Origin of the sequence: Tundrisphaera lichenicola (genome assembly GCF_051175385.1) — a bacterium.
GTDB classification, from domain to species: Bacteria; Planctomycetota; Planctomycetia; order Isosphaerales; family Isosphaeraceae; genus Tundrisphaera; species Tundrisphaera lichenicola.
On sequence record NZ_CP195106.1, the window covers coordinates 3,139,742 to 3,154,362 of the forward strand.

Annotated in this window: 11 protein-coding genes; 3 read left to right on the top strand and 8 right to left on the bottom strand. The window is 68.1% G+C overall.

The window, feature by feature from the left end:
* Positions 1 to 117: 117 nt before the first annotated feature.
* Positions 118 to 3,231 (bottom strand): PVC-type heme-binding CxxCH protein, encoded by a 3,114-nt coding sequence (locus P12x_RS12410; protein ID WP_435011182.1) that lies wholly within the window; start codon positions 3,229 to 3,231, stop codon positions 118 to 120.
* A gap of 322 nt (positions 3,232 to 3,553) precedes the next feature.
* Between P12x_RS12410 and P12x_RS12415 the strand changes: the two genes are divergently transcribed.
* Positions 3,554 to 6,805, top strand: a complete 3,252-nt coding sequence (locus tag P12x_RS12415) for a hypothetical protein (protein ID WP_435011183.1) — start codon at positions 3,554 to 3,556, stop codon at positions 6,803 to 6,805.
* 154 nt (positions 6,806 to 6,959) lie between these two features.
* Here P12x_RS12415 and P12x_RS12420 read toward each other — a convergent pair whose 3' ends face one another.
* From P12x_RS12420 to P12x_RS12450, 7 genes are all read right to left on the bottom strand, one after another.
* Positions 6,960 to 7,559, bottom strand: coding sequence for a glycine cleavage system protein R (locus P12x_RS12420; protein WP_435011184.1), 600 nt, complete (start codon positions 7,557 to 7,559; stop codon positions 6,960 to 6,962).
* Positions 7,560 to 7,672: 113 nt separating this feature from the next.
* On the bottom strand, positions 7,673 to 8,353 hold the full coding sequence (locus P12x_RS12425) for a DUF429 domain-containing protein (protein WP_435011185.1): 681 nt from the start codon (positions 8,351 to 8,353) through the stop codon (positions 7,673 to 7,675).
* 93 nt (positions 8,354 to 8,446) lie between these two features.
* Positions 8,447 to 8,935: a hypothetical protein gene (locus P12x_RS12430; RefSeq protein ID WP_435011186.1), complete on the bottom strand. Its 489-nt coding sequence runs from the start codon at positions 8,933 to 8,935 to the stop codon at positions 8,447 to 8,449.
* Positions 8,932 to 9,327, bottom strand: coding sequence for a DUF423 domain-containing protein (locus P12x_RS12435; protein ID WP_435011187.1), 396 nt, complete (start codon positions 9,325 to 9,327; stop codon positions 8,932 to 8,934). The genes P12x_RS12430 and P12x_RS12435 overlap by 4 nt, the downstream gene beginning before the upstream one ends.
* Positions 9,328 to 9,360: 33 nt before the next feature.
* A complete protein-coding gene (locus P12x_RS12440; protein ID WP_435011188.1) occupies positions 9,361 to 10,749 on the bottom strand; it encodes a bifunctional folylpolyglutamate synthase/dihydrofolate synthase in 1,389 nt (462 codons plus the stop codon).
* A 46-nt stretch (positions 10,750 to 10,795) separates the two neighbouring features.
* Positions 10,796 to 11,224, bottom strand: coding sequence for a response regulator (locus P12x_RS12445; protein ID WP_435011189.1), 429 nt, complete (start codon positions 11,222 to 11,224; stop codon positions 10,796 to 10,798).
* 131 nt (positions 11,225 to 11,355) lie between these two features.
* Positions 11,356 to 12,498 (bottom strand): LacI family DNA-binding transcriptional regulator, encoded by a 1,143-nt coding sequence (locus P12x_RS12450; protein ID WP_435011190.1) that lies wholly within the window; start codon positions 12,496 to 12,498, stop codon positions 11,356 to 11,358.
* Between the two features lie 502 nt (positions 12,499 to 13,000).
* Between P12x_RS12450 and P12x_RS12455 the strand changes: the two genes are divergently transcribed.
* Positions 13,001 to 13,462 (top strand): hypothetical protein, encoded by a 462-nt coding sequence (locus tag P12x_RS12455; RefSeq protein WP_435011191.1) that lies wholly within the window; start codon positions 13,001 to 13,003, stop codon positions 13,460 to 13,462.
* A gap of 35 nt (positions 13,463 to 13,497) precedes the next feature.
* Positions 13,498 to 14,619 (top strand): DUF1559 domain-containing protein, encoded by a 1,122-nt coding sequence (locus P12x_RS12460; protein WP_435011192.1) that lies wholly within the window; start codon positions 13,498 to 13,500, stop codon positions 14,617 to 14,619.
* The last annotated feature ends 2 nt before the right edge of the window (positions 14,620 to 14,621 follow it).

The following is a 14,621-nucleotide window of genomic DNA, read 5'->3' on the forward strand; positions in this document are numbered from 1 at the left end:
AGAGGGAAGCTTCTGGCTCCCTCTCCCACCGGGAGAGGGTTGGGGTGAGGGTCTTCGATCGACCCTCGATTCCCGGCGAAATCGATCCCGAGACACGACCGGGATCTCGGGCGAATCTCAGGGCTTTGGCGGGGCCTCCACCGGGCGTCGGGACAGGAGATAGGCGATCAGGTGGGCGAAGTCGGACTCCTCGATCTGCTCGGCCAGGTTGGCGGGCATCGGGGAGAGCTGCGAGAGCTTGCGGTCCTCGACGTCCGAGGAGGGGACGCGGACCTCCTTCCCCTGGGCGTCGGCCAGCACGAGGACCTCGCCATCCTGCCGGAGCAGGAGGCCGGATTCGACCCGGCCGTCGGTCAGGGCCAGGGTGGTCACCCGGAATGCCTGGTCCACGTTCCGGTTGGGGTCGAGCGTGTCTTCCAGGAGCCGGTCCACCCCCCGGACCCCCACGCCGTCGAGTTGCGGGCCGACCCGGGCCCCCTTCCCTTCGAGCTGGTGGCACGCGGCGCAGTTCTTCTCGAAGATCGACACGCCCTTCGATGCATCGCCGCCGCTGGCAAGAAAGGTCTCGCGACGCTTCGCGATCAGGTCCTGGACCTTCCGATCGGCCGGGGGAAGGTCCTTCAGGAGCGATTCGAGCCGGGCCTGGATGTCGGGCACGCCGCTGTTCGTCAGGCGGACGGAGACCCCGCGCTCGCCGAGCGGTCGGGCCGACGCCTTGCCGGCGGCCACCGCTTCGAGGAGCGCCTCGGCCCCCGGGCGATTCTGGGCCAGGCCGGTCGCGATGGCGGTCTGCAACCGAGCGGGGGCCGTGGCCAGGGCCTCGACCAGGATCGTTCGAGACTCGGGCTTGCCGGTCGCGACCAGGAGGCTCGCGGCCTGCTCGCGGACCTCGACCGGCTCGGCGGAGTCGCGGAGCATCCGGCCGAACGCCTCGATCGAGCCGGCCGGGTCGATCGAAGCCCAGGCCGTCATGGCCGAGGTCCGCCGAGGGGCGGGAGCCTCGGGGCTCGCGGCGATCGCGGCCAGCGTGTCGCGGGCCGATTCCAGCTTCAACGAGCCCGCCAGTTCGATCCCGGCCTGGACCTCATCGCCCACGTTCGAGGACAGCAGGGCCTTCGAGGCGTCGGCGGCCAGCCCCCGAGCGTCGGGCCCGAGCGCGACCCCTCGCTCCTGCATCCCCTTCTGGATCGCCTCGAGCAAAGCAACCTGATCGAGCGTCGAGACGCCCGAGGTCCGGGCGAAGGCGACCAGCCCGGCCTCGGCCTCGGGGCCGCCGAACCGGGCGACGTGGCGGGCGTAGCGGGTCCGGGTGGCGATCGGCTCGGGGTGTTTGGTCAGGTAGGCCAGGAGGAACCGGGCCGACTCGGCCGAGGGGACCCCGGGGGCGACGTCGGCCAGGATCTTCTCGTCCTCGGGGGTGATGGCCAGGCCCGCCAGCTTGTCCCAGGCCGCGGCCTCGTTTGCCGGGTCGCACGAGGGATCGAGCGCGGCCTGCTTCACGGGAGGAGATGCGGAGGGCATGAGCTGGTCGCGGAGGGCGATCCTCGCGACGTGGAGGAGGTGCCGGTCGGCCGGGTCGACCGAGCGGACCAGGTCCAGGAGCGGTCGGATGTTGTCGGCCGAGGGGTGCCGGCCCAGGGCCTCGGCCCCGGCACGGCGGACCGAGGCGGAAGCGTCCTTCAGCCCGGCCAGGACCAGGTCGCGGGAGGGTCCTTCCAGGGTCGGACGGTCGGCCAGGATCCGCATCGCGTGGACCCGGACGATCTCCGAAGGATCGGCCGCCGCCGGGGCGAGCAGGGCCTCGTCGAGGGCCCCGAGCCGCTGGAGGGCCCAGAGGCCGTGGACCTCACGCTCGGGCGAGTCCCCCCCGGCGATCGCCGCCTTGATCGGCGCGATCGCCTCCGTCCCTCGACTCACGAGCTGGTTCGTGGCGACGGTCCGGATGGCAAGATTGGCGTGGCCGAGGTCCTCGACCAGTTCGGCGATGGTCGCGGCCGATTCGTCGGGGCGGGGCTTCCGGGGGGGCGGGGCGTTCCCGTCCTTGCCCGCGAAGCGAATCCGCCAGATCCGCCCGCGCTCGCGGTCGCGCCCGGGATGGTCGAGCGGGACCTCATAGTGGCCGATGATCCGGTTGTAGAAGTCGGCCACGTAGAGCGCCCCGTCGGGGCCAAGCTCGATGTCGACCGGGCGGAACCAGGGGTCGTCGCTGACCACGAAGTCGGGCTGCTCGACCGCCTTGGGGGACGATCCGGTCCAGGTCAACTGGTCGTGGTTGATCCGGCTGGTCACGACGTTGCCGATGAAGATCGTGCCGCGATAGGCCTCGGGGAACTGGTCGGCCGCGTAGTAGGCGATCCCGCCGATCCCCGTCGAGCCGTGGTCGTGGCCGATCATCTCGGGGCCGAAGCCCAGGCCGTCGTCGGGCTTGCCGAAGCTCGGGTAGAAGGCCCCCCGGAGGATCTGATAGATCGGCCGGCTGTGGCAGTCGCACGAGTAGAGGTTGCCCATCGGGTCGAACGCCAGGCCGAACGGGTTGACCTGCCCGTGCGAGTAATATTCGGCGTGCGAGCCGTCGGGCCTCATCCGGTAGACGTTTCCGGACTGCATCACGATCGGCTTGCCGTCGGCCCCCTTCACCTCGGACTCGTTGCTGAACCCGTGGCAGGCGTAAATCCAGCCGTCGAAGCCCCAGGAGAAAGCGTTGGTCATCCCGTGTGTGTCGCGGAAGCCGTATTTCTCGTAGGCGACCTCGACCTTGTCGGCCTTGCCGTCGCCGTCGGTGTCGACGAATCGGCGGATGTTGGGGATGTCGTGGACCAGGGCCGAATCCCCCCGGCCGATCGGCAGGAGCCCGATGGGGATGTTCAGGCCGTCGGCGAAGGTTGAGACCGATCGGGCATGCCCGTCCTCGGCGAAGTCGTCCAGGATGACCACGCGGTCGCGAGGGGGGCGGCCGTCGGTCACGGGATAGGGATACTCGAGGGTCGAGGTGACCCAGAGCCGACCCCGATCGTCGAAGGCCAAATTCATCGGCTTGTTGATCTCGGGCTCGGAGGCCACCAGCTCGATGACGAAGCCCTCGGGCAGGTGGAACCCCGCGCGTTCCTCGGCGGGCGTCCGGGCCTCGGTCTCGGCGACCAGCTGGGGAGGGGCCGGGTCCTGGGCCCGGGCGGCCGGGACGGCGATCAGCGTGAGCAAGACGGCGAGGAAGCGGCGGGGTGCCGGTCGCATCGAGACCTCCGGGACTCAATCAGGGCGGGCGAAGATCCCTGCATGATCGGGCCTCGAAGCCGCCGACGCAAGGGCGAGCGTCGGGGCCGCTCGGGCCAAAATGGCGGGCCGAGTGTCCCGAAAATGGCCCGGGACAGTAGGAAGACTGTGTGATTCGGAGAATTAACGGGGCTTTTCATCCTGGATCAGTCGACGTGATACCCTTATGATAATCCCCACGGCTTCAGGCCCAGCCACCTGAATTCGCACCCTGCGGGACGACCGGCCGAGGGGTATCCCGGCGGCCCCGACGCCCCGGACCATGCCGCGGAGGACCGTGTCCGTGAGCGACGAACGCATCAAGATCCGTTGCCCGAATTGCCAGAGAGACGGCAAGGCGCGGGCCGAACACATCAACCGACGGGTCAACTGCAAGTACTGCTCGCACGTGTTCCGGGTCACGCCGATCGAGGACTCGGCGGAATCGGCCACGGCCACGGAGCCGGCCCCGCCATCGAAGCCCAAGCCCGGATCGGCCGCCTCGGGGCGACATGCGGCCCGCCAGCGGATCGAGGGGCTCGAGGAGGAGCTCAAGAAGCTCCGCGACGACCTCTCGGCGCAATCGGCCGAGCAGCCCGCCTTCGGCTGGGCCGAGGCCCAGCTCGCGACGCTCCGCGAGGAGCTGGACGCCGCCCGGGAAGAAGCCCGGAAATCCGCCGGACGACTCCAGGAGGCCGAGGCCGCCCGGGCCCGGAGCGAGCAGGCCCACCATGCCGAGGCCGAGGCCCTCCGCGAGGAGGCCCGCAAGGCGAGCCTGGAGCACGCGGAGAGGGAAAAGGCCCTGAAAGCCGAGGTCGAAGGCCTCCGCGACCAGCTCGACGAGACCATCCAGGCCGCCCCCCCGGGCGAGGCGACCCGGGCCATCGAGGACGAACTCCGGAAGGCTCGCGAGGAGCTGGCCCGGGCCCGAGAGTCGGCCGAGGCCACGGGCAGGGACCATCAAGAGGCCATCTCCGCGATCGAGGCCCGGCAAGCCCAGGCCCTCGCCGAGATCCAGGGCCGGCTCGACCGGGCCGCCGACGATGCCCGGACGCTCCGGGACGAACGCGACCAGGGGGACTCGGAGAAGTCGAAAGCCCTGGACGAACTGCGGGCGGAACTCTCCCGGTCCCGGACCGAACTCGGAGAAGCCGAGTCGATCCGCGAGGATCGAGACCGGATCGCCGGCGAACTCGAAGCGATCCGAGGACGGCTCGAAGAGGCCGAGCGGAAGGCCCTCGAGGTTTCCAGCGGCCGGGAGTCGGAGGTCCAGGCCCTCCGAGAAGAGTTGGCGAGTGCCCGAGACGGCCTGAGAGAGGCCGAAGCCGCTCGGGAACAGATCGCCCAGGCCCGGCTCGAGGAGGCCGAGTCGGCCCGCCGCGAACTCGAAGAGGCGCGGGCCAAGATCGCCGAGGCCCGAGCCAGGAACGACACGATCGAGATCGAGGCCGACGCGGTCCGCCGGGAACGCGACGAGGTTCGGATCCTCCGGGATCGGGCGGTCGATGAGCTCGAACAGCTCCGGGCCCGGGTCGAGGCGGCCGAAGGGGCCACGACCGAATGGGGCTTCGACAGCACCGAGATGGAAGTCCCGCATTTCCAGGACATGGCCGGCGAGATCGCGGCTCACGCCCAGACCAAGATGGCCGCCGAGACCGAGACGCTCCGGGCCGAGCTGGCCGAGGTCCGCGAGCACGCCCTGCATGAGGACGCCCGACTTGCCGAGATGACCACGACTCACGACTCGGCCCTCGCCTCGGCAAGGGCCGAGACCGAGGGCCTCCGGGCCTCCCTGGCCGAAGCCCTCGCGGCGACCGAGGCCGCCAACAAGGCCCGGGACGAACTGGCCGCGCGGGTCGCCCGGCTGGAGGAGGCCCCGGCCCCTCTCGCCGACGCGTCCGCGACCGACGAGTCCCGGAGACGGGACGTCGAAGAGGCGGTCAAGGGAGCCTGGGCCGATTTCGAGGCCCGACTCTCCGAGACCCAGGCCAAGCTCAGGGCGGCGAACGCCCGCGCCGACCTGCTCGAAGCCGAGGCCCGGGAGGCCCACGAACAGGCCGAGGCCCATCGGAGGGGGCTCGACTTCGGCGACGGCTCCTCGTTCGAAGGCGGGCCTTCGATGACCAGCATCCGGATCCTCTCGGACCGGGGGACCACCCAGCTGACCCCCGCCGATGCCGAGGCTCGGCTCGCCCTCGCCCGGCAGCTGGCCGTCGAACGCAAGGATCGGACCCTGATCGACCGGATCTCGAAGATGACCCAGAAGGTCCGCGACGACCTCGATGCGCGGAACTTCACCCTGGCCGAGACCCTGGTCCGAGGGGCCGAGATCGAGGTCGGGCTCGACCCCGGCGGCTACTCGATCGGCGGCCTGAAGATCTTCCGACCCAGCCCGTCGATCGTGAACAGCATGGCGGCGCTGGAACCGGCCCTCGAACGAGTGATGAAGCAGGGCGAACTCTCGTCGATCGAATCGACCCTCGGCGAATTCCGGATGATCCTGGGCGAACAGGCCGGGCTCCCCGAGATCCGACGACCGGGTCGGACCCCGGCGGTCAAGCGGACGATCGCGCCGGCCGAGGCGGTCCGGCTGTTCCTGGGGGCGATCGAGGCCGAGCAATGGCTGATCCGGCCGATCGCGGCCAAGCGGCCCCTGCCCGACACCACGCTGGCGACCTATGCCACGCTCATCGAGGCCTGCTCCGAGATCCGCCCTTCGGTCGAACAGCTCGCTCCGGACAAGCTCGGACTGCTCGACCAGATCCTCCAGGCCGCCATCGGGATGCTCATCCGTCGTCAGCAGCCCGACGGCCATTTCCCGTTCCTCGACCCGAGGGGCAAGCCCTCGAAGCTGGCCACGGTCGTCGAGGCGATGGTCGCCAGGAACCCCTCGGCCGTCAAGGATGGCTGGGTGGTCGCCATCGACCCCTCGGGCATCGCCCAGATCGAGACCGCCCACTGCAGCCTGGCGCTCCTGAAGGCCGGGAACGCGTTGGGCAAGCCCGAGCTGACCCAGGACGCCCTGAAGGCCGCCGACTGGGCCGCCGGGCAGCCGCCCCTGATCAACTTCGTGGCCAACGCCCGGTCGGCCAGCTCGCTGGCTCGGGCCTATCAGGTCGTCCGGCAGGACCGCCATCGGGACGCCCTGGCCGCCCGCTTGAGGCTCGGGCTACTGCCCGGCCAGGTCGAAAACGGCCGGTGGATCGACCCCGTCGCCGCTCAGACGCCCGATCACCTGACGATCCTCCAGGCCCTCCAGGACGCCTGGGAAGCCCTGCCCGACGACCTGGCACCGCTCCGGGACGAAGTGAAGGAGAGCCTCGACCGGGCCCTCGATAGCTTCCTCGAAGAGTGCCAGGCCCTGGGCGTTCCCGCCCAAGGCGGATCCCTCCGGACCCTGATCCGGCAACGAGACCTGACCCGACCCGGAACCGACCCCCGGCTCGAATCGGCGATCGCCGATTCCGTCACCCTCATCCAGGAACTCTGCCACGACGGCGGAAAGCCCAAGCTGGGAGTCCCCGCCGACCAGCTCACGGCACTGGTTCGCGTCTGACGGGCTGGAGTGGTCAGTGGTCAGTGGTCAGGAAGCAGTGGTCAGGAAGCAGTCTATCCCTCTCCCCTCGGGAGAGGGTGGCCGAAGGCCGGGTGAGGGTCAAGACGATCGCAAATGCGAATATGCCCCAACCACTAGCCACCAGCCACTGACCTCAATGCGGGACCACCACCGCTCCTTGGGGATTGGGGGCGGGCCCAACTCGGACGGGGGTGGGCTCGCTGGTGGCGGTGAAGATGTTCTCGTGCTGGACGAAGGCTTCCAGCCCCAGCTCTCGGCCGAACCGTTCGAGATCGGCTCGGACCACTCCCGGCGAGAGGTCGGGGGGGAGGAACGTCTCCATGATCATCGAGAATCTCGCGCCGTCCACGCGGGCGTGGAGGTCGACGATATTCACGCCCAGGCGGGCCAGGCATCCCGAGATCCCGTTGATGTTGCCGGGATGGTCGTTGCCCAGGACGGTCAGGATGAACCGCTCGCCGTTGGGGACCGGGGGCACGAGGTCTTCCTCGGTCGGCTCGCGGACCGCCACGGTCAGCTCGAATTCCCGACCCTCCTCGGCCACGGCCGAGCCCAGTTCCTCGGGATCCTGGGGCTGGTCGAACTCGATGGCCAGGATGATCGTGAAATACCCTCGCATGACCGTCTGGCTCAGTTCGAGGATGTTCCCGCGCCGGTTGCGGATCGTCCCCGTTACCGAATGAACGATCCCCACCCGGTCCGCCGCCGTCACCGTCACGATATAGGTATGCATCTTCCGCCCGGGTCCAGGACACCTCTGACACGTTTCGCCAATCGTCCCAGCATACGCCGCGAGGCCGGGCTCGGCGAGATCAACCGCCATCCGTGTCGGGACCACGCCGGGATTCATCGACGATGACGAGCAGCGACGATCGGCGATGCGTCCAGCGGGATCGTCATCAAACCTTCCTCTTGGAGCCCGACAGTCCGGGTCCGCCCGAGCCGCCAGAGGAGGGCCGTCAGGGCGCAGACGACGGCATCAATCTGGTGCTCGGTGGCCCGGGGATGGTTCAGGCCGGGGACGAGCGGCCTGAGCGCCCGATGGATCTTGCGCCGCCCGGAGGTCGTCTTCTTCCCCTCCCAGGGCAGGCCCAGAAGGCGGAGGGTGGCGAACGGGTAGACCTCCAGTGGCTCGTGGCCGATCTCCCGGAGGGACGCCGCGATCCGCTCCCCGCGCCGGGCGAGGACCTTGATCAAGGCCGTGGCCAGGGTCGGCACGCCCATCCGGGCCAGCTCACGCTCGAGCTGCCGGCTCCGGGTGCCCGGATCGGTCCGGCATCGGCAATCGTCGTCCAGGCAACAACGCCCCAGGGGCCGGGTCAGCGGCGCGTTGACGGCCACCGTCCCCCAACGGCCCGCCTTCCGGGCCAGATCCAGGATCTCCTCATCCGAACCGGCCGAGGTCAGCAACTCCAGCCGCCCGGAGCGCAGGATCGCCACCCCGGTCTCGCGGTGGGGGACCCCGGCCAGGTCGATCCCCACGCAGACTCCCGGCCTCCTCGGCCTCCGCCTGGGCTGTGCCTGCACGCCCGCCTCCGAGCCCTTTCCTTCTGGACAATCGTCCAGATTACAAGATGGACCCGCAATAAGCCAAGGCCGATTCGATCGAAGTCATCTCCATTAATCGAAGTCAACTTTCATGTGGGACTCCTGCATCCTCGCTCGGGCGGGCGCCTCCCGGCGGATGGCCCGACGGATCAGGGAAGTCGCGAATACGACCACAATAGTGCTTGCGAAGTAGAGTTCGAACAAGATCCGTCGATGGAAATGTCTAGGAGGGCTAGCGACCAATAAACAAAGGACCAAGAAGGCGAAATCCGCCAGCCCGATGATCAGGACGGACCACATCAGGGAACTCAGGCCAGTCCAAACAATGTGCGATGCCGTCCTTTGCTTACCTCTCGCCCTGTCCCGCTCCATCGCTTCGTTGGCCAGCTTATAAGCCAGGATCAAGATACAGTCCCCGACGATCAAGGCCCCGGCCAATGGGTAGCCATCCTCCCGGAGCATCAGCAGCAAGGGCAAGCCGAGCGCCACGGCGATCATCAGCCGCCCGATGGTGAACTTCGATCGAGGCCGATCGAATTCCCCGGCCCCAGGCTCGCTCACAACTCGGGGCCGACCTTCGAAGGCCCTCCCGCCGCGATCGCCAGCGCGATCCATCCCACGATAAACGCCAGGCCCCCGATCGGCGTGATCGCACCGAGCCACTTGATCCCCGAGATCGACAGGCCGTAGAGCGTCCCCGAGAAGATCAGGGTGCCCAGCAGGAACGACCAGCCGGCGACCGAGAGGGCGGCCCCGGTCCGGCCCGCCATCGCCAGCAAGCCCACGGCGATCAGTGCCAGGGCGTGGTACATCTGATACTTCGCGGCGGTCTCGAAGACTTCAAGCGACCGGGCGTCGATCCGCTCCTTCAGGCCGTGGGCCCCGAAGGCCCCGGCGGTGACGGCGATTCCCCCGAGGATCGCTCCGATCCGGATCCAGGTCGCTCCGCTCATGGGTGTTCTCCTCTCGGGTCGAGTCGAGTCCGATCAAATCAGGGCGGGTCGGACGGTCATGGGGTCGTCCCGGCGAAGGATCAAGGCCCGGGTCTCGGCGGCCAGGAACAGCGAGCCGGTCACGCAGATCAGACCGCCGGGGGGCGTGATGCTCCGGGCCAGGGCCAGGGCCTCGGCAGGCCCGGGGGCCTGGCGGACGGGACGACCGTCGAAGGAATGGACGGAGTCGGCCACTTCCTCGGGCGGGACCGACCGGGGGTTCTCGACGTACCGAGTCGCCACCACGTTGTCGAACAGCGGGAGGAGAGCCTGGAGCTGCCCCCAGAGGTCCTTCTCGCGAGTCGTGCCGAAGATGAGCGTCCGGGGCGTGGTGGGGAAGCAGGTCCGGAGCGTCTCGGCGAGCGCCTTGGCCGACTCGACGTTGTGGGCCCCGTCGATCACGACCCAGGGGTCCTCGCCCAGGACTTCGACCCGGGCGGGCCACTTCAGGCCGGAAAATCCGCGAGCCACGTCGTCGGGCTCGACCACGATCCCTTGCTCGGCCAGGGCATCGAGGCAGGCCAGGGCCACGGCGACGTTGTGCGCCTGGTGTTCTCCGAGCATCGGCAAGCCAAGTGATGGCCACTGGCGGGCCCAGGTCCGGACCGCGACCCGGCCGGGGGTCGGGCGGGTCAGGGGCGCCTCGGGCGGCTGGTAAACATAGTCGAAGTCGGCGTCGATCTCGCGGAGGGGTGACGATCGGAGCTTCGCCTTCTGCCGGATCGCCTCGCGGGCCTCGGAGCCCCGGACCCCGCTGACGACGGGCCGACCTCGCTTGAGGATGCCCGCCTTCTCGCCGGCGATCGCCCCCAGGGTGTTGCCAAGCTGGCGGGTATGGTCGAACGAGATGGTCGTGATCACGGCCAGGATCGGCCGGACGACGTTGGTCGAGTCGAGCCGGCCTCCCATGCCGACCTCCAGGACCACGGTCCCGGCCCCGCTCCGGGCGAAGTGGAGCAGGCCCATCGCGGCGGTGACCTCGAAGAAGGTCGCCCCTCGGTGGCGGTAGTGGGGGTCGGAGGCGTCGAGCGCCTCGACCGCCGGTCGGACTGCCTCCACCAGCGCGACCAATTCCCCGGGGGTCGCCTCGACATTGTCGACCCGGAACCGCTCTTCGAGCCGGTGGAGGTGGGGCGAGCAGAAGAGGCCGGTCTTCCGCCCCGAGGCCGTGAGCGCCGAGGCGAGCATCGCGGCCGTGGAGCCCTTCCCCTTGGTCCCGGCGATGTGGATGATCCGGAGCGATTCGTGGGGGTCCCCCAGGCGTCGGAGGAGCCGACGCATCCGGCCGAGTCGAAGCTCGGCCGACCCCCGGGGCATGCCAAGCCGCTCGTAGTTGAGCCGGCCATAGAGGTAGTCGAGGCTGTCCTGGTAATCGTCGGTCATGAATGAGTCGGTCGGCGGGCCGGACCTCCGCGAAGGGCGGGTCGGGTTACGGAGGGGGTACGGTCCCGGAGCCGGGCTCGATGATCGGGCTCGGCCCGTCGAGCAGGAGGCGGGCCACGGCCTCCCGGAGCTCGACCAGCGAGAGGCCCTTGATGAAGTAATCCACCACGCCCATCTCGAAGCATTCCAGGCGAGTGTCGGCGTCGCCCAGGTTGGACAGCATCATCACCTTCAGGTTCGAGGCGGCCGGGTCGTGGCGGAGTTGTTCCAGGACCTCGAACCCGCTGACGCCGGGCATCCAGACGTCGAGGATCAGGAGCTTCGGCCGGTGCTTGCGGACCAGTTCGAGCGCCTCGGCCCCCCCGGCGGCTTCCCAGACGACGTGGCCCGCCGCCCGGAGACAGGGGGCGTAAATCGCCCGCAAGTCGTCGTCGTCGTCGGCCAGAACGATCGAGGCTTCCTCGGTGAGATCCATGGCCCGGCATCGCCCCGCGATCCAACGGCGAACCCCCTCCTGGACGGGCTTCAGGATACCCAGGACGCCTCCCAACCGCCAGCCGGTCGCGGCGGAAGTACGGATCGGGTCTCGGCGAGTCTCACGGGGGTTCAGGGTTGAGAGAGGCTACTCTCGCGGACGATCAGCCGGCCAGGGACCAGTACCTTGACCGGGGGCGATTCGGGATCTTCGATCCGGATCCTCATGAGACGGATGGCGTGGCGAGCGATGCTCCGGGCGGGATACTCGTAGGTCGTCACCCCCAGCGCGAAGGAGTTACCGATCGGCAGGTTATCGAAACCGGTGATCGCCACGTCGTTCGGCACGGTGACGCGACGGGTCAACAGCTCGATGATGAGCCCTACGGCCGTGTAGTCCTGGTAGCAGACGACGCCGTCGATCTTCTGCCCGATGATCCGGTCGGCTAAATCGAGGTAGGCGTCCCTTGTCGGCAAGCCGGACAACTGTTCGAGGACGATCGGGTCCTTGAACGGCTTTCGACGATGGGTCGAGTCGAGGAGGGCCGCCAGATAGCCGGCGATCCGGCCATCATGACTGCTGGTGGGCGAGCCGGTGACGAACGCGATCCGCTGGCGACCCTGGTCGATCAGGTGCTTCGTCGATCGGTACCCGCCGTCGAGGTCGTCGTTGGCGACCAGGTCACATTCGAGGGGACGGGCGGAACTCCTCAGATTGCGCTCGAGCAGGACGACCGGGAGCCCTGCATCCCGACATTTCTCGATCAAGCGTTCGTCCTGGCGAGTCGATTGATCGCTGTGGCGAGAGGGCATGAAGAAGAGCCCCCGGACGCCCAGTTCGGCCGCCTCGGCCACCTGTCGGGCCGGGTCGGCGGAGCGGGCCGGGTCATCGAGGTCGAACCGTTCATAATCGATCTGAACATCAAGCTCGCCCGCCGCCGCCAGGAAGCCGGCCACCGGGATCGACCGGCTCGCCAACTGCCACGGTCCGGGGGTACTTCGCAGGAACAACGCATAGCGCTCGATCGGGCGAACGGGGTCGGCCTCGGATTTGGCCTCCTTGACCAGGAAACTCCTGGATCGCCCAACCGTCCCGATCAGCCCCTTGTCTCGAAGGACCTGCAAGGCCCGAGAGGCGGTTACCACCGAGACTCCATGCTCCTCGGCGATGTCGCGGGTGCTGGGGAACTTCCTCCCCTCGTGCCGCCCGGTGAGGATTTGCGACTCGATCTCCCGGGAGATCGTCAGGTACTTCGGCTCCTCGAGACTCGTCATGGGTCTGCCCTGCCGTCCCCTAACCTACCGCGGGTCGCCTGAGACGAGGATTCGAATTCGGAGGGTGCTATCCTACCAGAGAAAAGTAGAACCGAAAACTGAATAGCACAGATTAACGCAAGGTATACCAGCCGCGCAGTCGTTCGTTTTCACGATCAGAACAGCCCATTCTTCACTCAAGATTCATCGAAAATCACTTGTGCAAAAGCCCGGCATCCCATAGCCTATCACCGGCGACGAGGACACCTGTGTATACAGGGCCGGAGAACCAGCCACGTCGGGCGGAAGCCGCCTCCGAGCATGGCTACTGGAGGCCGAACCACGCGGCCCCGATGCGGATCTCCGAGAGCGTCGCCTGGGGCAAGAGCCTCGGGCCCCGAACCGTCCCAGCCGTGTGAGCCGCCATGGTCGATCCCCTTCGCGAAGGCTCGACCGGCCCACCTCCGCCGACCACGCAGAAGTTTTCGATCATATTTTACCCGCGAATTGGAGAGCTCCGAGGATGGAACGCCGGGCCCGAACCGCGCGATTGCTACTGCTGATGATTTCCTCGGCGACCGTCCTGGGTTGCTCCTCGGAACCGTCGCGTTATGCCGCCACCGGCACGGTGACCATCGATGGCGCGCCCGCCCCCTACGTGGTCGTCAGGTTCTTCCCCACGGACCCGGACTCCTTGTACGGCGGGAGCGGCCCCACGGATGAGTCGGGCAAATTCTCGATCGGTCAGGATGGCAAGAACACCGGATTCCCCTCGGGGGAATACAAGGTCACATTCTCGCAGACCCTGGTGAAGGGCAAGCCGACCCTCGCGGGCGGCGGCGGCAAGAAGAACAGCGAGGAGACGGTCCCGAGCGAGAGGGAAGCCGTCGCGGACGATTATCGGGATCCCCGGAAGACCCCGATCACCGCGTCGATCGGCAGCGGCGGCAACAACTTCGCGTTCGACATCAAGTCCAAGAAGTAGGCTTCTTCCTCACCTTTTCCCACAAGGCCACTCCCATGAATCGACGCCGGGCGTTCACCTTGATCGAGCTGTTGGTCGTGATCTCAATCATCGCGGTCCTGATCGCTCTGCTCCTGCCGGCCGTCCAGAGCGCGCGCGAGGCCGCTCGACGCGCCCAGTGCACCAACAACCTGAAGCAGCTCGGCCTCGGGCTGCACAACGTCTACACGGCCGAGAGTCGGTTCCCCCCGGGTGCCAACGACAACGGGGCCATCTGGTCCGCCTGGCTCGCCCCGTACTTCGAGCAGACCAATCTCGCCAATGCGATGTGGATCCTGCCGGAAGGCGGCCACTGGGATGACGGCACGCAGGTCACGCAGTCATCCAACGGCGACTGGGCCTCTCCGAACCCCGGCTTCGCCAACGCCGACATCACCTCCGGCATCAGTTCCAACACCGAGAACTACGCCGTGGGTGGGGCCAGCGGACCGGCGACCGAGCGTTGCGTCGCGGCTTGCGAGACCGTGATCAACATCCTCCGCTGCCCGTCGGCCGCCCTGCCGGAGCACGTCTACTCCCCCAGCTACGAGGACTGGATCGTCCAGAAGCGGGTCCCCTCGAGCTATGCCGCCTGCGCGTCCGGCTCGGCCGTCCAGCTCTACAACGTTTACGACCTGCTCAACACGAGCGGCGGCACCAACCTTAACTCGAATGGTGCGTTCCAGTATGAGGTGTCCTTCAATCATGCCGACGTCGGCGGCAACCGGATGCGGATCCAGCAGATCACCGATGGCCTCTCCAACACGATCTTCGTCGGCGAGGAATATTATCAGCTGAAGGGTAGCTACACCGTGGCGGAGGTCGACCTGCAGGGCGTCTCCCGCCGCAAGGCCGTCTGGGAATTCGGCTCGGACAGCATCGATTGCTACTATGGCCTGAACGAGGCCTTCGGCAGCACCGGCGTGCCGATCAACCTGAAGTCTCCGGGGCCCAACGTGAACACCGGTGCCCAGCTGGAAGCCTACATCGCCAGCTACGGCAGCGCCCACCCCGGGGGTGCGAACTTCCTGATGGGAGACGGCAGCGTCCGCTTCATCAAGCAATCGATCAACCCGGTCACCTACAGCGCCCTGGGCACCCGGGCCGGCGGGGAAGTCATCAGCGCGGACAGCTATTGATC